General features: G+C 71.7%; 18 protein-coding genes and 1 pseudogene. 7 read left to right on the top strand and 12 right to left on the bottom strand.

Annotated elements, in window-relative coordinates:
- Positions 1 to 215 precede the first annotated feature (215 nt).
- Positions 216 to 1,004, top strand: a pseudogene (locus OHT76_RS06755) (DMT family transporter); the annotation flags it as partial.
- Between the two features lie 117 nt (positions 1,005 to 1,121).
- On the opposite strand, the gene OHT76_RS06750 reads toward OHT76_RS06755, so the two are convergent.
- Positions 1,122 to 1,952, bottom strand: a complete 831-nt coding sequence (locus tag OHT76_RS06750; RefSeq protein WP_328869836.1) for an alpha/beta fold hydrolase — start codon at positions 1,950 to 1,952, stop codon at positions 1,122 to 1,124.
- 196 nt (positions 1,953 to 2,148) lie between these two features.
- Between OHT76_RS06750 and OHT76_RS06745 the strand changes: the two genes are divergently transcribed.
- Complete coding sequence (locus OHT76_RS06745; protein ID WP_328869835.1) at positions 2,149 to 3,033, top strand: RNA polymerase sigma-70 factor; 885 nt, start codon at positions 2,149 to 2,151, stop codon at positions 3,031 to 3,033.
- A gap of 155 nt (positions 3,034 to 3,188) precedes the next feature.
- Entirely contained in the window at positions 3,189 to 3,950 is a 762-nt protein-coding gene (locus OHT76_RS06740; RefSeq protein ID WP_328869834.1) for a GntR family transcriptional regulator, read from the top strand.
- Positions 3,951 to 4,013: 63 nt separating this feature from the next.
- Here OHT76_RS06740 and OHT76_RS06735 read toward each other — a convergent pair whose 3' ends face one another.
- From OHT76_RS06735 to OHT76_RS06725, 3 genes are all read right to left on the bottom strand, one after another.
- The gene (locus OHT76_RS06735) at positions 4,014 to 5,171 is read right to left on the bottom strand and encodes an ROK family transcriptional regulator (RefSeq protein WP_328869833.1); all 1,158 of its coding nucleotides are present in this window, start codon (positions 5,169 to 5,171) and stop codon (positions 4,014 to 4,016) included.
- Positions 5,172 to 5,292: 121 nt separating this feature from the next.
- Positions 5,293 to 5,955 carry a response regulator transcription factor gene (locus OHT76_RS06730; protein WP_328869832.1) on the bottom strand — a complete coding sequence of 221 codons (663 nt, stop codon included), beginning with the start codon at positions 5,953 to 5,955 and terminating at the stop codon, positions 5,293 to 5,295.
- Positions 5,956 to 5,969: 14 nt separating this feature from the next.
- The gene (locus tag OHT76_RS06725; RefSeq protein WP_328869831.1) at positions 5,970 to 7,124 is read right to left on the bottom strand and encodes a sensor histidine kinase; all 1,155 of its coding nucleotides are present in this window, start codon (positions 7,122 to 7,124) and stop codon (positions 5,970 to 5,972) included.
- Between the two features lie 109 nt (positions 7,125 to 7,233).
- On the opposite strand from OHT76_RS06725, the gene OHT76_RS06720 reads away from it, so the two are divergent.
- The 3 genes from OHT76_RS06720 to OHT76_RS06710 are packed head-to-tail and all read left to right on the top strand — an operon-like array spanning position 7,234 to position 9,321.
- On the top strand, positions 7,234 to 8,154 hold the full coding sequence (locus OHT76_RS06720; protein WP_328869830.1) for an ATP-binding cassette domain-containing protein: 921 nt from the start codon (positions 7,234 to 7,236) through the stop codon (positions 8,152 to 8,154).
- Between the two features lies 1 nt (position 8,155).
- Positions 8,156 to 8,878 carry an ABC transporter permease gene (locus OHT76_RS06715; protein WP_328869829.1) on the top strand — a complete coding sequence of 241 codons (723 nt, stop codon included), beginning with the start codon at positions 8,156 to 8,158 and terminating at the stop codon, positions 8,876 to 8,878.
- A 56-nt stretch (positions 8,879 to 8,934) separates the two neighbouring features.
- Positions 8,935 to 9,321 (top strand): hypothetical protein, encoded by a 387-nt coding sequence (locus OHT76_RS06710; RefSeq protein WP_328869828.1) that lies wholly within the window; start codon positions 8,935 to 8,937, stop codon positions 9,319 to 9,321.
- On the opposite strand, the gene mug is transcribed toward OHT76_RS06710, so the two are convergent.
- The 7 genes from mug to OHT76_RS06675 form a co-directional block, all read right to left on the bottom strand.
- Complete coding sequence (gene mug, locus OHT76_RS06705) at positions 9,299 to 9,850, bottom strand: G/U mismatch-specific DNA glycosylase (RefSeq protein ID WP_328876465.1); 552 nt, start codon at positions 9,848 to 9,850, stop codon at positions 9,299 to 9,301. The two genes, OHT76_RS06710 and mug, sit on opposite strands and share 23 nt — an antisense overlap.
- Positions 9,847 to 11,289: an adenylosuccinate lyase gene (purB, locus tag OHT76_RS06700; protein WP_328869827.1), complete on the bottom strand. Its 1,443-nt coding sequence runs from the start codon at positions 11,287 to 11,289 to the stop codon at positions 9,847 to 9,849. Before purB ends, mug begins: the two co-directional genes overlap by 4 nt.
- A 59-nt stretch (positions 11,290 to 11,348) precedes the next feature.
- The gene (locus tag OHT76_RS06695) at positions 11,349 to 12,137 is read right to left on the bottom strand and encodes an SGNH/GDSL hydrolase family protein (protein ID WP_328869826.1); all 789 of its coding nucleotides are present in this window, start codon (positions 12,135 to 12,137) and stop codon (positions 11,349 to 11,351) included.
- Between the two features lie 67 nt (positions 12,138 to 12,204).
- On the bottom strand, positions 12,205 to 13,218 hold the full coding sequence (locus OHT76_RS06690; protein ID WP_328869825.1) for a hemolysin family protein: 1,014 nt from the start codon (positions 13,216 to 13,218) through the stop codon (positions 12,205 to 12,207).
- Positions 13,215 to 14,552, bottom strand: coding sequence for a hemolysin family protein (locus tag OHT76_RS06685; protein WP_328869824.1), 1,338 nt, complete (start codon positions 14,550 to 14,552; stop codon positions 13,215 to 13,217). Before OHT76_RS06685 ends, OHT76_RS06690 begins: the two co-directional genes overlap by 4 nt.
- A 248-nt stretch (positions 14,553 to 14,800) precedes the next feature.
- Complete coding sequence (locus tag OHT76_RS06680; protein ID WP_328869823.1) at positions 14,801 to 15,220, bottom strand: GNAT family N-acetyltransferase; 420 nt, start codon at positions 15,218 to 15,220, stop codon at positions 14,801 to 14,803.
- A gap of 126 nt (positions 15,221 to 15,346) precedes the next feature.
- Entirely contained in the window at positions 15,347 to 15,898 is a 552-nt protein-coding gene (locus OHT76_RS06675) for a hypothetical protein (protein ID WP_328869822.1), read from the bottom strand.
- A gap of 30 nt (positions 15,899 to 15,928) precedes the next feature.
- Between OHT76_RS06675 and OHT76_RS06670 the strand changes: the two genes are divergently transcribed.
- The gene (locus OHT76_RS06670) at positions 15,929 to 16,375 is read left to right on the top strand and encodes a hypothetical protein (protein ID WP_328869821.1); all 447 of its coding nucleotides are present in this window, start codon (positions 15,929 to 15,931) and stop codon (positions 16,373 to 16,375) included.
- A 23-nt stretch (positions 16,376 to 16,398) separates the two neighbouring features.
- On the opposite strand, the gene OHT76_RS06665 is transcribed toward OHT76_RS06670, so the two are convergent.
- Positions 16,399 to 16,572: an IS3 family transposase gene (locus OHT76_RS06665; RefSeq protein WP_328869820.1), complete on the bottom strand. Its 174-nt coding sequence runs from the start codon at positions 16,570 to 16,572 to the stop codon at positions 16,399 to 16,401.
- Between the last annotated feature and the right edge of the window lie 81 nt (positions 16,573 to 16,653).

The following is a 16,653-nucleotide window of genomic DNA, read 5'->3' as shown; positions in this document are numbered from 1 at the left end:
CGGCCCCGCGCCCGCCGGCCCCGCGCCCGCCGGCCCCGCGCCCGCCGGCCCCGCGCCTGCCGACCCCGCGTCCGCCGCCCCCGCGCCCAGCGACCCCCCGCCCACCGGCCCCCCGCCTCCCGAACCCACGCCCTCATCCCCATCCGGATTGGTCTGCGACACCGTCATGAAAGTGGACCTTAATCCGGACCGCCTCGCTTCCTAGCGTCGCTCCCATGAACGCCACCACCACGCGCGGGGCTCTGCTCGCCGCGCTCGCCTGTGTCCTCGTCGGAGGGTCCTTCACCGCCAACAGCGTCCTCGGCGACTATCCGTACGCGGGCGGCCAGTTCCTGCGCTACGGCCTGGCCTGTCTGCTGCTCGTCCCACTCGCCGGGCGGGGCGCGACGGCCCGGCTACGGGCGCTCACCGCCCGCCAGTGGATGCGGCTCGCGCTGCTCGCGGCCGTCGGCATGGTCGGCTTCAACCTGGCCGTCATCGCCGCGGAACGCACCGCGGAACCCGCCGTCCCGGGCGTACTGGTGGGCTGCGCGCCGGTGGTCGTGGCCGTCGTCGTTCCGCTTCTGGACAGCCGCCGTCCGCAACGGGTCGTGCTGTACGGCGCCTCGCTCGTCGCCCTCGGTGCCCTGACCGTCCAGGGCTGGGGCCGTACGGACGGGGCGGGCATCGCCTTCTCGGCGTGCGCGCTGGTCGGCGAGGTGGGATTCGCCGTCCTCGCCGTGCCCGTACTGCGCCCCTTGGGCCCCCGGCTGCTGTCCGCCACGGTGTGCGGTGTCGCCGCCGTGGAGTCGGCGGTGGCCGGACTGCTAGCCGACGGCGCCGGATGGCTGCGGCGGCCGGACGCCACCGAGACGGCCGCGCTGCTGTGGCAGGCGGTCATCGTCACCGTGATCGGCTTCGTGTGCTGGTACATGGGCATGCAGCGGATCGGCGCGGAGCGCGCCACGCTGTTCTCCGGCCTCATCCCGGTCGCCGCGGCCTGCACCGCACCATTGGTCGGAACGGGCTCCTACGGCGCCGCACAGGCCGCGGGCAGCGCCCTCGTGGGCGCCGGAGTCGCCCTGGGGTCCGGCGCGTTGGCCCGACGCGGCTCAGCGGCCACCCGCTCAGCGGCCGCCGTCTCAGCGGCTGCCGTCGAGGACGACCCGCGCGACGAGCGCCGGGTCGTCGTTCATCGGGACATGACCGCAGCCGGGCAGCCGGATCAGCCGGGCCCGGGGGATGATCTGCTTGGCGCGGACCCCCTGGCGGCGGATCAGCACCCGGTCCTTGCTGCCCCAGGCCACGGTGACCGGAAGACCGGGGATGTCGTCGGTGAACTGGACGGTGTTCCCCGCGCGGAGGGTCTCGGCGAAGCCCGTGGCGTTCGCGAGGGCCAGCGTCTCGGCGATCACGGCCTCGGGTGAACGGCGGCCGGGCCGGGCGTAGATGGTGCTCGTCAGGGCGGTGCGGCCGGCCGCCGTGCGGGACAACTGCCGCACCAGCGGCAGCGGCATGCTCTGGGCGATCCTTCGCATCGACAGCAACAGGGTGAAGGCGTAACGGCGTTCGGCTTGCGTCCAGAACCCGGCGGGGGACAGCGCGGTGACGGACCGTACGAGCTTCTCGCGGCCCAACTCCAGGGCGAGCAGGCCGCCCAGCGAGTTGCCCGCGACATGCGGCCGGTCGATCTCGAGCGCCTCGCACAGGGCACCGAGCGCGGCGGTCATCGTGGGCAGGTCGTGCGGCAGCCCGTCGGGCAGCGCCGGGGACGCGCCGAACCCGGGCAGGTCGACGGCGATCACATCACGCTCGGTCGCGAGGATGTCCAGCACCGGGTCCCAGGCCTGCCGGTGGTGACCTATGCCGTGCAGCAGGAGCAGCGGTTCGCCGCGCCCCACGCGCGCGTAGGAGAGGGTCACGGACCGCAGACCCCGGGGGGAGGGGACCTCGAAGGAGACGGTGGCGGACATGGGCGCTCCTCGTATGGGACTCGTCGGACGTCGTAGACAGCTTGTCAGCAATTGCTACCGGCGGGTAGACCAGATGGGCACCCAAGACCCGGACGGCCCTGGAAGGAGTCGCAACCCGGCGCGATTCGAGTGCTGTTCTTTGCGTCTGCGACGGCTCGCCTGGACACGGCCCGGCGCGTCGGCTGGGATGGATGCCGTGAGCACCGACATCGTGACCGACGTCTTCGAAGAGCACCGCCCCGTCCTCCTGGAAGTCGCGTACCGCATGCTCGGACGCGTCGCCGACGCCGAGGACGTCGTCCAGGAGGCCTGGCTGCGCTGGACGGGCGGGGACCGCGCCGAGGTGCGCGACCCGCGCGGCTTCCTGGTACGCGTCACGACCCGCCTGGCCATCGACCGGCTGCGCCAGGTCAAGGCCCGCAACGAGGCATACGTCGGCCCCTGGCTGCCGGAGCCGTACGTCACCGATTTCGGCGACACCGTTCCGGACACCGCCGAACGGGCCGTCCTCGCCGACACCGTCTCCCTCGCCGTCCTCGTCGTCCTGGAGTCGCTCTCGCCGCTGGAGCGGGCGGTGTTCGTGCTCAGGGAGGCCTTCGGCTACCCCTATGCCGACATCGCCACGATGCTCGACCGGGGCGAGCCGGCGGTCCGCCAACTGGCCGGACGGGCGCGCAAACACGTCGACGAGCGCAAACCCCGCTATGACGTCGACCCCGTCGAGCGCCGCGACCTGACCGAGCGTTTCCTCGCCGCAGCGTCCGAGGGCGACCTGGAGGGCCTGATGTCGCTGCTCGCCCCGGATGTCCGCCTGGTCGGCGACAGCGGCGGCAAGACCAGGGCGCCCCTGCGGATCGTGGAGAGCGCCGAGAAGGTGGGCCGCTTCCTCATCGGCGCCGCGGAAAAGGGCGTACCCGAAGTGTCCTTCCGCTTCTTTGAGGTCAACGGCGGTCCCGCCCTGCTCGCCACCGTCGACGGCAGGCCCGACAGTGTCTTCCAGTTGGAGATCCTGGACGGTCACATCCAGTCCATCTACGTGATCCGCAACCCCGACAAGCTGCGGTCCCTGGACCTCGACTAGGCGCCCTACGGCACCCCGGCGCACCGCGCACAAGGGATCGAGGATTGGTCTTGACCAAGGGTGGGGGCCGCCCTATGGTCGCAGAGAAGTGCAACAACCTTTAATAAACAAGGGCGCTAAAACGCCGCCGGAACACGGCGATTGCGGAGGACAGGGTGGGGACCACGCAACTGGAATCGGTGCCGGAACCGAAGTACTGGCATCTCAAGACCGTGCTCAGCGAGGCGCTGGACTCCGAGTTCGCCGTGGGCGAGATCCTGCCCAACGAACGCGATCTCGCCGCCCGCTTCGGCGTGGCCCGCGCCACGCTCCGCCAGGCTCTGGAACAGCTTGAACTGGAAGGCCGGCTGCAGCGTCGCCGCGGTGTCGGTACGACGGTGGCGCCGCCGCGCGTGGGGGTCGCGGTCGGCACCGAGCAGCACCTGTGGCCGGGGGCGGCCGGGGACGACTGGCAGCCCGCCGACAGCACGCTGGAGGTCCCGCCCGCGAGCGTGGCCGCAGTCCTGGAGACCGGCGCCGACGAGGCAGTGCACCTGGTGCGCCGCTCGCGGGTGTCGCACGGCCAGCCCGTCGCCGCGGAGCTGCTCTACGTGCCCGCGACCTCGGTGCCCGACCTGTCCGCCATCGACGCGCCCGCCGGGGCGGCACGCGCGCGTGCCGTGCTGCGCGAGCTTCAGCGCCTGGAACTGGACGGCCAGGAGAGCGCCGTCGAACTCGGCTCGGCCCGCGCGGACGACGCCAAGCAGCTGGACCGGCTCCCCGGCGCGCCCGTCCTCGTCGTCACCACGCGCTACTTCACCGAGGGCCGCACCGCGGCCCTCTCCGTCGCCACCTACCGTGCGGACACCTGCCGGCTCACCTTCGGTGACTCCGGCAGCGTGGAGATCCACGAGGGCCCGGAACGCCAGGCGTCCTGAGCCCAGCAGCCCCCGCAGCGCGAGCGCCCCGGAAACTCTTCCGGGGCGCGAGGCGTTGTACCGTCAACGGCGCGCCGTGACCGTCCCCTCCACCGCGAACAGCTGCTCCTCCACATGGTCCAGGGCCAGCCGCAGCGCCCCCGTGGCGACGGCCGCCTCGCCGAGGAGGGACAGTGCGACCTTCGGCGGCCGCAGGCAGTAGCGCGCCAACTCCCGGCGCAGCGGCTCCAGTACACCGTCCAGACCGGCCGCCCAGCCGCCCACGACGACCAGTTCCGGGTCGAGGGCCAGCACCAGGGCGGCCACATCGTGGACGAGCCGCTGGATGAACCGCTCCACGGCCGCGCGGGCCCGCTGGTCGCCCTCGCGCGCCTTGGCGAACACCTCGGCGACCGCCTGCTCGTCGAGCGGATGCAGCGGCTCGTCCGTGGTGGACAGCAGGGTCTCCGGCGTCGCCTCACGCCCCAGCAGATGCAGCGCGCCGATCTCACCGGCCGCCCCGCCGAACCCCCGGTGCAATCGCCCGCCGATCAGCGAACCGGCGCCCGGGCTCAGCCCGGCCAGCACGAAAACGATGTCGTCGGACTCGGTCGCGGCACCCTTCCAGTGCTCGGCCACCGCGGCGGCGTTGGCGTCGTTCTCGACCAGCACCGGGCACTTGAAGGACCGGCTCAGCCGCTCGCCCAGCGGCAGCCCCGACCACTCGGGCAGCGCCGTGCTCAGCCGTACCGTGCCGTCCGCCTCGACGATCCCGGGCGTCGCCGCGCCCACCGCCCGCAGCGAGCCGCGTGCCACCCCGGCCCGGCGCAGCAGCTCGGCGACCGCGGTACGCAGCTTCTCCAGCCGCTCGTCGGCGGTGGCCGTCTCCTCGACGTCCTTGGCGATGGAGCCGAGCACCCGGCCGTCCAGGTCGGACAGGAGCGCGGCGACCCGGTGCGGCCCGATGTCCAGACCCAGCAGATGACCGGCCTCGGCCCGGAACCGGTACCGCCGGGCCGGCCGCCCCTGACGCCTCGCGACGCCCTCGTCGGCGGCCTTCTCGACGACGTAACCCGCCTCGATGAGGTCCTCGACGACACCCTCGACGGTCGGCCGGGACAGTCCGGTCACCCGGGTGATCTCGGTCAGCGTCGCGCAGTCCGTGGCACGCAGCGCGTGCAGCACCACCGCGGAGTTGATCCTTCGCAGCAGCGAGGGATCCCCGCCGGTCAGCCGCCCCACCGTCCGTCCTCCCAGCTTGTGCGCGTGTTGGCCGGATCGTACTCGGCCCTGCGGACCCCGGCGAGTGCCGGGCGACCGGCGGCCTACCGACCGGTCCGTCCAGACCGTCCCGGACGCCCGGTCACCCCGGCGCCACGAACCCCGACTCGTACGCCGCGATCACCGCCTGCGTACGGTCCCGGGCTCCCAGCTTCGCCAGTACGGCGCTCACATGCGACTTCACCGTCTCCGTGCCGACGATCAGCCGGGCCGCGATCTCCGCGTTCGACAGCCCGCGCGCCATCAGCCGCAGCACTTCCGCCTCCCGCTCGGTCAGCCGGGCCCGCTCCATCGCGGCGCGCGCGGCGGGGTTGCCGCCGTTCTCGCCGTGCTCGGCGGCGAGCTGCCGCACCGACGCCGGGAACAGCAGCGACTCGCCCTCCGCGACCAGCCGGACCGCGTGCACGATCTCGGCGGGCCGGGCCCGCTTCAGCAGAAACCCGTCGGCCCCGGCCCGCAATGCCTCATAGACGTACTCGTCGTTCTCGAACGTCGTCACCACGAGGATCTTCGGCGGTTCGTCGACCGTCCGCAGCACCGCGCGCGTGGCCTCGATCCCGTCCAGCAGCGGCATCCGTACGTCCATCGCGACCACGTCCGGCCGCAGGCTCCGCACCAGCGGTATGACCGCCGCCCCGTCGGCGGCCTCCCCGACGACCTCGATGTCCGGCTGCGCGTCCAAGACGGCCCGCAGGCCCGCGCGTACGAGGGGTTCGTCGTCGACAAGGAGAACGGTGACCGGCATCCGGCCAGCGTAGATCAGCGCAACGGCAGCTCGACGTGCACCTGCCAGTCACCGTCGGCGGGACCGGTCCGCGCCCGCCCGCCGAGCAGGGCGGCCCGCTCACGTATGCCCCGCAGCCCGCTGCCCCGGCCGGGACCGGGTATCTCGGCCGTCAGTGGATTGCGCACCTCCAGGACAAGGGCGCGGTCCGTGACGTCGACGCGTACCCCGGCGGGGACGGCACCCGCGTGCCGCAGCACATTGGTCAGCGACTCCTGGAGGATGCGGTAACCCTCGCGCGAGACCGGTCCGGGCACGGTGTCCAGCGGGCCGGTGAACTCGGTGTCGACCTTCGCCCCGGCGGTGCGGGCAGACTCCAGCAGCCGGTCGGCGTCCACCAGGGTGGGCCGGCTGCTCGCGGGCCGGTCCGACTCCCGGAGGATGCCCAGGACGCGCTCCAGATCCTCGAGCGCGGCCCGGCCCGTCTCCTCGATGGCCTCCAACGCCCGGTCGGTGAAGGCCGGATCGCCCGCCGCACGCGCGGCCCCCGCCTGGACGACGGCGACGGTCAGCGCATGACCGATCGAGTCGTGCAGCTCACGCGCGATGCGGTTGCGCTCCAGCAGTTGTTCGGTGCGCTCCTCCAAGGCGGCGAGCCGCTCGGCGGCCGACGGGCCGAGCAGCCGCCGGGCGACCGCGGTGACCAGTTCGCCGAGCCCGATCACGACGCCGTACAGCACGACGAGCGGGACCGGCGCCAACAGGGCGTACGCCCAGTGCGGTTGCACGTCCCGCAGCACCGGGGTGTCACCGGGATGCCCGCCAACCGCGATCTGCACCAGCTCGAACACGAGGATGGGCAGCCAGACGGTGGCGAACATCGCCACCGCACCCAGCACCATGCGCGCCTGAAGCCACAGCACGGTACGCAGCCGGTCCCGCCAGTTCATCGACGGCTTCACGGAGATGACCGACTCTTCGTCGCCCGGCATGAGCAGCAGCCGCGCCTGCACGCCCTCACCCCTGCGGACGGCCGTGATCAGACCGACCGGGAGCAGCACCAGCGCGGGCACCCAGGGAGTCGACGGGTCGATGAACATCCACACGCTGACCATCAGCATCGGCACCCACAGGTGCAGCAGGCGTGTGTACGTCGTCCCCCGGAGCAACGGGCGCAGGAAGCGGGTCATTTCGTCATCGTGCCAGCCGCCACTGACAACGAGCCTCCCCCGCCCGGGGGAGAGGATCTCCACGCGCGGGGGAGGCCCCGACGCCCCGCGAACAGCCACGCTGCATGCCATGACCAGCATCGAAGTCCAAGCCCTCACCAAGGAGTACGGCACTCGCCGAGCCGTGGACCACCTCACCTTCAGCGTGCTCCCCGGCCGGGTCACCGGCTTCCTCGGCCCGAACGGCGCCGGGAAGTCCACCACCATGCGGCTCGTCCTCGGCCTCGACCGGCCGACCTCCGGCACCGCCACCATCGGCGGCCGCCCCTACGCCGACCTTCACGAACCCCTGCGCCGCGTGGGCGCCCTGCTCGACGCACAGGCCGCGCACGGGTCCCGCACCGGCCGCGACCACCTGGGCATCCTCGCCGCAGCCAACCGCATCCCTCGCGCCCGGGTCGAGGAGGCGCTGGAGGAGACGGGGCTCGCCTCCGTCGCACGGCGCAGGGTGAAGACGTACTCCCTGGGCATGCGCCAGCGCCTCGGCATCGCCGCCGCCCTGCTCGGCGACCCCGAGGTGATCATGCTCGACGAGCCGTCCAACGGCCTGGACCCCGAAGGCATCATCTGGATCCGCGAGTTGCTGCGCCGCCTCGCACGGGAAGGCCGCACCGTCCTGGTCTCCAGCCATCTCATGAACGAGACCGCCTCCTTCGCCGACCACCTCGTGGTGCTCGGCAGAGGGCGACTCCTGGCCGACACTCCGATGCGGGAGTTCATCCACGCGCGCGTGGAGCCGAGCGTACGGATCCGCACCACGGATCCCACCGCCCTCAAAGCCGCCCTGGCCCAGCACGGCCACGACGCCGCCGAGCACACGGACGGGCACTGGACGGTGCACCACGCGCGCGTGGACGAGATCGGCCGGATCATCTCCGCCGCGGGCGTCCCCCTCCTCGAACTGGCCGCGCAGGAGGGCACGTTGGAGCAGGCCTATCTGGACCTGACGTCGGACGAAACCGAGTTCACCGCACCCTCGCAGGAGGCCTGACATGGCGTTCGCACCCGCACTCCACGCCGAGTGGCTGAAGATCCGTACCCTGCGCTCCCTGTGCGGCACGCTCTTGGCGCTGTTCGCCGCGACGACGGCGTTCTCGGCCCTGGCCGGAGCCACCACCTCGGAGCCGGACCTCGACCCGCTGTTCACGGCGCTGTCCGGAGTCCTGCCCGGTCAGATCGCGGCGATCAGCTTCGGCGCGATGGCCGTTTCGGCCGAGTATCACGGGGGCGCGCTGCGGCTGTCGCTGTCCGCGGTTCCGCAGCGCGGACGGTGGTTCGCGGCCAAGGTGGCGGCGATCGCCGTACCGGCCCTGATCGTGGGACTGACCACGACCCTCGCCGCTTTCGCCGTGGGACGCGCCGGACTCGGCGACGCGGCGAGCGGCCTCACCACAGCCGAACAGGTACGCGGAGTCCTGGGATCCGCGCTCTACCTCACGCTGATGGCCCTGTTCGCGGCCGGACTCACGGCCCTGCTGCGCAGCGGCGTGGCCACGCTCTCCCTGCTGATCCCGTTCGTGCTGATCGTCTCCTTCGTCATCGGCGACGCGGCCGGCGGAGTCACCGACTTCCTGCCCGACAAGGCAGGGCAGGTGGTCCTGTACGAGACACACGACGGGACGCTCGGCCCGTGGTCCGGGCTCGCGGTGACCGCGCTGTGGACCGTGGGCGCCCTGCTGGCCGGGGCGTGGAGCGTCCGTCGGCGGGACGCCTGACCGAAGGTCGACTGACGCCCCGCCAATTGTCAGTGGTGACCGGTTTACTGGATCACATGGACATCGCGAAGGACCTCGCCCTGATCGACGGGCTCCGCACCCGGGCCATTCCCGCGGAGCCCGGCGGAGACGGGTACCTGCAGGCCGTCTTAGGGTTGCGCCATTGGCCGAGCGCGGAGGACTGCTACGCCTACGAGGCGGCCATGGCCGAGCGATTGACCGAACGGTGGGGAGAACCGTCGCGGTGGGGCACCACCACGCTCATCGAGCGCGGCGCGCGTGGTGAGCGAATACCCGAGCCGTGGGCGTGGCTGAGCGAGTGCGCGACCGAACTGCTCACATGGGAAGCGTCCGCTCGCTGGGTCACCATGACGGTCATCGACGGGGACAGCGAGGAACTGCCCCAGGTGTACGTCGTGGTCACGACGACGGATCCGCTGTGACCCGCAGCCGCGCGAACTCCTCCGCCATCGTCTGAGCCGTCCAATGCGCGTTCAACCCACTGGGATTGGGCAGCACCCACACCCGGGTGTCCCCGATCATCCGCTCCTGCGGCCCCACCTGGGCCTTGCGGTCGTCGAAGGCCGCGCGGTACGCGGTCACCCCCACCACCGCCAGCCAACTCGGCCGGACCCTGTCGACCTTCGCGGCCAGCAGCCGCCCGCCCTCCCGGTACTCCTCGGCCCCCAGCTCGTCCGCGCGAGCCGTCGCCCGCGCCACGACATTGGTGATGCCGAGCCCGTACGACAGCAACTCCCCCTGCTCCGACGGCTTGAGCAGCCTCGGGGTGAACCCGGACAGGTGCAGCACCGGCCAGAAGCGGTTGCCGGGACGGGCGAAGTGGTGGCCCGTGGCGGCCGTCATCAGCCCGGGGTTGATACCGCAGAACAGCACGCGGAGGCCGTCCGCGACGACGTCCGGTACGAGACGGTCGCGGGCGGCCTCCAGCTCCGCGGGAGTGAAGCGCGTCAGAGGATGGCTCCGGGGGTGTAACCGGCCGCCTCCGGGCGCTGCTTCACAATCTCTTCGATACGGCCCACGACGGCGGCCACCTGGTCGGCGGCGGCGCCCGTGAAGGACAGCTTGTCGGCCATCAGCGCGTCGAGCCCAGCGCGGTCCAGCGGAATGCGTTCGTCCGCCGCCAGCTTGTCGAGCAGTTCGTTGCGCTCGGCGCCCTGCTCACGCATGGCGAGCGCGGAGGCGACCGCATTCTCCTTGATCGCCTCGTGCGCGACCTCGCGGCCGACGCCCGCGCGCACCGCGCCCATCAGCACCTTGGTGGTGGCGAGGAACGGCAGGTAGCGGTCCAGCTCACGGGCGACGACGGCCGGGAAGGCGCCGAACTCGTCGAGCACGGTCAGGAAGGTCTCCAGCAGACCGTCCAGCGCGAAGAAGGCGTCCGGCAGCGCGACCCGGCGCACCACCGAGCAGGACACGTCGCCCTCGTTCCACTGGTCGCCCGCCAGCTCTCCGGTCATCGAGGCGTACCCGCGCAGAATGACCATCAGGCCGTTGACGCGCTCGCACGACCGCGTGTTCATCTTGTGCGGCATCGCGGAGGAGCCGACCTGGCCCGGCTTGAAGCCCTCGGTGACCAGCTCGTGCCCGGCCATCAGCCGGATCGTCTTCGCGAGCGAGGACGGCGCCGCCGCCAGCTGCACCAGCGCGGTGACGACCTCGTAGTCGAGGGAGCGCGGGTAGACCTGGCCGACCGAGGTGAAGGCCTGCGCGAAGCCGAGGTGCCCGGCGATCCGCTGCTCCAGCTCCGCGAGCTTGGCGGCGTCCCCGCCGAGCAGGTCCAGCATGTCCTGCGCGGTGCCGACCGGGCCCTTGATGCCGCGCAGCGGGTAGCGGCCCAGCAGCTCCTCGACACGGCCGTAGGCGACGAGCAGTTCGTCGGCGGCGGTCGCGAAGCGCTTGCCGAGAGTGGTGGCCTGCGCGGCCACGTTGTGCGAGCGGCCGGCCATGACCAGCTCGCCGTACTCACCGGCCAGCTTGCCCAGCCGCGCCAGCACGGCCACCGTACGGTCGCGCATCAGCTCGAGCGAGAGCCGGATCTGGAGCTGCTCGACGTTCTCGGTGAGGTCGCGGGAGGTCATGCCCTTGTGGACGTGCTCGTGCCCGGCGAGGTCGTTGAACTCCTCGATCCGCGCCTTCACGTCGTGCCGGGTGACCTTCTCGCGCTCGGCGATGGAGGCCAGGTCGACCTGGTCGAGGACACGCTCGTAGTCGGCGAGCGCCTGGTCCGGCACCTCGATCCCGAGGTCCTTCTGGGCCCGCAGCACGGCGAGCCAGAGCTGACGCTCCAGCTTCACCTTCTGCTCGGGGGACCAGAGCGTGGCGAGCTCGGTGGAGGCGTAGCGTCCGGCGAGGACGTTCGGGATGCGGGGCTTGGCGGGCGCTGAAGTCACGTGTACGGATTCTACTGGCGGTTTGTGCAGGCCAGCGCCACCGGGTGGTTTGGCGGAACCTACGAAACCGTTTCCGGACCCTCGTACGGCAGCAGCTCAGGACGCTTCGGCGGCAGGCCGTCGCCCGAGGAGCGCCCGGTCAGCCGTCGGCCTATCCACGGCAGCAGGTACTGCCGGGCGAACCGGGCGTCCGCGACCCGCCGGGCGGCCCAGCCCGGCGGCAGCGAGGCCGGCAGCGGAGTGCGCCACTCCGGGTCCTCCGGCTCGTAGCCGAGCGTCTGCCACACGGCCTCCGCGACCCGGCGATGGCCCTCGGCGGTCAGATGCAGCCGGTCCACGTCCCACAGGCGCGGATCGCCGAGCGACGGGGCGTCGTAGAGGTCGACGACGAGTGCGCCGTGCCGCTCGGCAAGCTCCTCGACGCAGATGAACAGCTCCTCCATACGCGGCCGGAACCGCTCCAGCACCGGGCCCTGACGACCCGGGCTGCGCATCAGCACCAGCTGCTTGCAGGACGGCGCGAGGCGCTCCACGGCCTCCTCCAGCAGCCCGCGCACCCTGCCCATGTCGCACTTGGGCCGCAGGGTGTCGTTCAGACCGCCGACCAGCGTCACCACGTCGGCCTCCATGGCCGCCGCGACCTCGATCTGCTCCTCGACGATCTGCCCGATCAGCTTGCCCCGCACCGCGAGGTTGGCGTACCGGAAGCCGGGCGACCTGGCCGCCATCCGCGCGGCGAGGAGATCGGCCCAGCCCCGGTAGGAACCGTCCGGGAGCAGGTCCGACATGCCTTCGGTGAAGGAGTCGCCGACGGCGACCAGGCTGGTGTGTGCGGGGTTCGTGTGCATGGCGAGGCAAATGGTATCCCGAGGCGCATACCCGTCGGTCGGTCGCCCCGGGATCCCCTGTCAGGCCTCAGGCCCGCTGCCCGAACAGCTCCCGCAACACATCCTCCATGGTCACAAGCCCCGACAGCCGTCCGTCGTCCCCGAGCACCGCCGCGAGATGCGTACGGCTCCCCCGCATCGCGGTGAGCACGTCGTCCAGCGGTGTGCTCTCCCGTACGCGCGCGATGGGCCGCATGTCCGGCACCCGGAACGGCAGATCCCGCGGTGAGGCGTCCAACGCGTCCTTCACATGGAGGTAGCCGACGATCCGGCGCCCCTCGTCCACCACCGGGAACCGGGAGAACCCGGACTCGGCCGACAGGCCCTCCAGCTCCTCCGGCGTGACGCCCACGCGCGCGTAGACGACACGTTCCAGCGGGAGCACAACGTCCTGCACGGGCCGGCGGCCCAGTTCCAGGGCGTCGTGCAGCCGCTCCCGGGCGCGCTCGTCGATCAGGCCCGCCTCGCCGGAGTCCCGCACCAGGCGTGCCAGCTCGGCGTCCGAGAAGGTCGCGGTGACCTCGTTCTTGGTCTCCACGCGCAATAGCTTCAGCAGGGCGTTCGCGAAGGCGTTGATGGTGAAGATCACCGGACGCAGCGCCCGGGACAGGGTCACCAGCGGCGGCCCGAGCAGCAGCGCGCTGCGCACCGGCTCCGCGAGCGCGATGTTCTTCGGCACCATCTCGCCGAGCAGCATGTGCAGATACGTCGCCAGGGACAGCGCGATCACGAAGGACACGGCATGCCCCGCACCCTCCGGCACACCCAGGGCGTGGAACACCGGCTCCAGCAGGTGTTCGATGGCGGGCTCCGCGACCACACCCAGGATCAGCGTGCACAGGGTGATGCCGAGCTGGGCCGCGGCCATCAGCGCGGACACGTGCTCCAGGCCCCACAGCACGCTCTTCGCACGCCGGTCGCCCTGTTCGGCGTATGGCTCGATCTGGCTGCGCCGCACCGAGATCAGCGCGAACTCGGCCCCGACGAAGAAGGCGTTGACGACGAGGGTCGCCAGACCGATCAGCAACTGGATCGCGGTCACAGCGTTTCCCCCTTGTCGTCGGAGGCGTCGAGGAGCGGCGCGTGCATGAGCACCCGCGCCGCCCGGTGCCCCGAGGCGTCCGTGACGTCCAGCTGCCATCCGGCGACCTGTACGCGGTCACCGACCTCGGGGATCCGGCCGAGCTCGGTCGCCACGAGTCCGGCGAGCGTCTCGTACGGCCCCTCGGGTGCCCGGAGGCCCACCCGGGCGAGTTGGTCGACGCGGGCCGAGCCGTCGGCCGAGAACAGGGCCCGGCCGGAGTCGTCGCTGCCGGCGGGGGCGAGGTCGGGCGTCTCGTGCGGGTCGTGCTCGTCGCGCACCTCGCCGACGACCTCCTCGACGATGTCCTCCAGCGTCGCCACGCCCGCCGTACCGCCGTACTCGTCGATCACGACGGCCATGGTGCGCTTGCCCGAGAGCCGGTCCAGCAGCCGGTCGACGGTCAGGGACTCCGGTACGAGCAGCGGTTCGCGCATCAGCTCGGCGACCCGCACCCGGGGCCGCCGGGCGGCGGGCACGGCCAGGACGTCCTTGATGTGCGCGGTGCCCACGACGGAGTCGAGGCCGCCGCGGTAGACGGGGAACCGGGACAGGCCGGTCGCGCGCGTGGCGTTCGCGACGTCCTCGCAGGTTGCCGACGCCTCAAGGGCGATGACCTGCACGCGCGGGGTCATCACGTTCTCCGCGGTCAGGTCCGCGAGGTTCAGGGTCCGCACGAAGAGCTCGGCGGTGTCCGCCTCCAGGGCGCCCTGCTTGGCGGAGTGCCGGGCGAGCGCCGCCAGCTCCTGCGGCCCGCGCGCGGAGGCGAGCTCCTCGGCGGGCTCCACGCCGAAGCGGCGCACGATCCGGTTGGCGGTGTTGTTCAGGTGGGTGATGAAGGGGCGGAAGGCGGCGCTGAACCAGCGCTGCGCGTTGCCCACCGTCTTGGCGACGGCCAGTGGCGAGGAGATCGCCCAGTTCTTCGGCACCAGTTCGCCGACGACCATCAGGACGACCGTGGACAGCGCGGTGCCGATCACAAGAGCGATCGAACTCGCCGTCGACTCCGAGACACCGAGCGATTCCAACGGCCCCGCGAGCAGCCGCGCGATGGACGGCTCCGCGAGCATGCCGACCACCAGGTTGGTGACGGTGATGCCGAGCTGTGCGCCGGAGAGCTGGAACGTCAGATTCCGTACGGCCTTCAAGGCCCCGGACGCGCCCCGCTCGCCGCGCTCCACGGCCGCTTCGAGCTCGCCGCGCTCGACGGTGGTGAGCGAGAACTCGGCGGCGACGAAGGCACCACAGGCCAGCGAGAGCAGGATCGCCACCAGCAGCAGGAGCACTTCGGTCATCGGGTCACCTCCGTCCCATGATCGGACAGGGTGGGAAGGAGCGCGCGATGTCGCGTACTGGGAGGCTCGCCCATGGGCGGACGCTCACACACCTTTCATCAGAGGGCCTTGAACACAGTGGGCTCTCCAAGGGTAAAGGACGAGCAAAGGGGGTCAGTCGGTGAGGGGCTTGACCCAGCGCCGCCAGTGCTCCTCCGGGGCGTAACCCGCCGCGCGCCACGCGTGCTGCGCCCGCTCGTTGCCCGTGTCTATAGGGGCTTGACCCAGCGTCGCCAGTGGTCTTCGCGATGGTAGCCGCCCGCGGCCCAGGTGTGGTGGGCCTGTTCGTTGGCTTCCAGGACCATGGCGTCGACGCGTCGTCCGCCGAGGGCGGCGAAGCGTTGTTCGGCTGCTTCCAGTAGGGCGGTGGCGATGCCTTGCCGACGGTGGTCGGGGTGTACGGCCAGTCGGTAGGCGGAGCATCGCCATCCGTCGAAGCCGGCTATGACGGTTCCGGTGAGGATTTCGTCGCGCTCTGCGAGGAGCAGGGCTTCGGGGTCTCGTGAGATGAGTCGGGCGACTCCGAGGTGGTCGTCGCTGATGCTCGTTCCTTCCGCGGCGTTGCGCCAGAACTGCAGCACGGTGTCGATGTCCGAGAGGGTGGCGCAGCGGATGCGAAGATCACTCATAGGGTGAGCCAAGCAGAGCGCTCGCCCGTCCGGCGAACGGTTTTCCGTGCCGGGGAAGCGAGGGAGGGGCGGGCTTGCTCCACGGTTCGTACAAGCCACGAGCCCGTCAGATGAACATAAATGGGTTTACCTCGGCCTGAGTTCGTGGGAGAGGCTGCGCAGCCAGGGCTCAGCGAAGGCTGGCTCCGAGCTGAAGGTCCGAACGAGACGCTGCCGCACCGACCGTGTCCGCCCGGCCTCGACCAGGGCGACGGCGGTGGCGAGGGCGCGCGTGGGACCCTCCCCGCGGACGGGCGCGCTCACCGTGTCGTCGTGCCAGCGCTGGGGCGGGAAGGAGGGCGCGGTCTTCGGCTCGCGGTCACCCAACAGATGCCACATGCTCCGGTCGAGGGAGACGTTCTGTACCGCTCTCGCCGGCAGATCCCCTGTCCAAGGGTGGTGCTGCTGCCGGCGCCAGGTCTTGGGGCTCGTCTCGGTGCGCGCGGTGATGCCCAGATAGCGAAGCCTGCTCCGAACGACTGGCCAGGGCTCCCGAGAGTCCTCGACCCAGTTGCGCAGGACCGTGTGCAGAGTGGTGAATGTGCGCCCGGCCCAGACCAGGTCGACCAGGGCCAGGGGGCGCCGCCGTCGTGCCAGGTCGCACGGGGCCATCCCCGCAGCCGCGAGGTGCTCGCGCATCCGGCCAAGTCACGCCGCGACAGCCCCGCTGTGCCACCGGCGCACGACAGCGGCAGGCGACCGAGCCGCCCGGACCAGGAGGTCTCCGCGAGCGCACCACCGAGCAGGTCGAAGACACTGTCCGCCGACCGTCCGACAAACCCGCAGGTCCGCGCCACCGGAGCGGGCGACGACCTTCGCCGCACACACCGTCAGCTCGTCCAGGTACCAGAGGTCCGGCTGTTCAACGCCATCCAGCAGCGTGCCGAGCTGGTCAGGGCGCAGCAGGTCCCAGCGGTGCGGCTGGGGCGGATTGCTTGTGGACATACGTACCAGTTCAGCATCGGCAGGCCGCTGGTCACACAGGTGCGCACATATGTCATGTCCGCCACCCAGAGCCGGTCGGGCCGACTTGCGGTGAAGTCCCGGTCGACCAGGTCCGGCGGCGAGGCGTCGGCGGCTCGGGCACGGTCGTCCGGCGCCGCTGTCCGCGCATGACACCCCGATGCCCAGCTCGGCCATCAGCCGCTCGACGGTGCGGCGGGCCACTGCACGCCCTTGCGTCGCAGTGCGCGGGTGATCCGGCGGGTGCCATTGGTGCCGCCGGACCGGGCGTGGACCTGTTCGATCAGCGGCATGAGCTGCTGCCGAACGGCCGCTTCGAGGGTTGGTGGGGTATCGAGTCCTTCTCTCACACCCGCTGGATAAATGTCCGCACTACCTGTTCTGACGCCCTCTGACGGCGAATACAGATGAGCGAGTCCAGCGCGGTGGGC

Source organism: Streptomyces sp. NBC_00287, from assembly GCF_036173105.1.
Lineage (GTDB): Bacteria > Actinomycetota > Actinomycetes > Streptomycetales > Streptomycetaceae > Streptomyces.
Note: the sequence above shows the minus strand (reverse complement) of the source record. Positions and strands in the feature narration are given on the sequence as shown.

Coding starts and splice junctions, on each gene's coding strand:
- OHT76_RS06750 (WP_328869836.1), bottom strand. CDS start 1,952: ATGTCCGCCACCGTCTCCTTCGAGGTCCCCTCCCCCCGGGGTCTGCGG.
- OHT76_RS06730 (WP_328869832.1), bottom strand. CDS start 5,955: ATGCCGGTCACCGTTCTCCTTGTCGACGACGAACCCCTCGTACGCGCG.
- OHT76_RS06725 (WP_328869831.1), bottom strand. CDS start 7,124: ATGACCCGCTTCCTGCGCCCGTTGCTCCGGGGGACGACGTACACACGC.
- OHT76_RS06720 (WP_328869830.1), top strand. CDS start 7,234: ATGACCAGCATCGAAGTCCAAGCCCTCACCAAGGAGTACGGCACTCGC.
- OHT76_RS06715 (WP_328869829.1), top strand. CDS start 8,156: ATGGCGTTCGCACCCGCACTCCACGCCGAGTGGCTGAAGATCCGTACC.
- OHT76_RS06710 (WP_328869828.1), top strand. CDS start 8,935: ATGGACATCGCGAAGGACCTCGCCCTGATCGACGGGCTCCGCACCCGG.
- OHT76_RS06695 (WP_328869826.1), bottom strand. CDS start 12,137: ATGCACACGAACCCCGCACACACCAGCCTGGTCGCCGTCGGCGACTCC.
- OHT76_RS06685 (WP_328869824.1), bottom strand. CDS start 14,552: ATGACCGAAGTGCTCCTGCTGCTGGTGGCGATCCTGCTCTCGCTGGCC.
- OHT76_RS06680 (WP_328869823.1), bottom strand. CDS start 15,220: ATGAGTGATCTTCGCATCCGCTGCGCCACCCTCTCGGACATCGACACC.
- OHT76_RS06675 (WP_328869822.1), bottom strand. CDS start 15,898: ATGCGCGAGCACCTCGCGGCTGCGGGGATGGCCCCGTGCGACCTGGCA.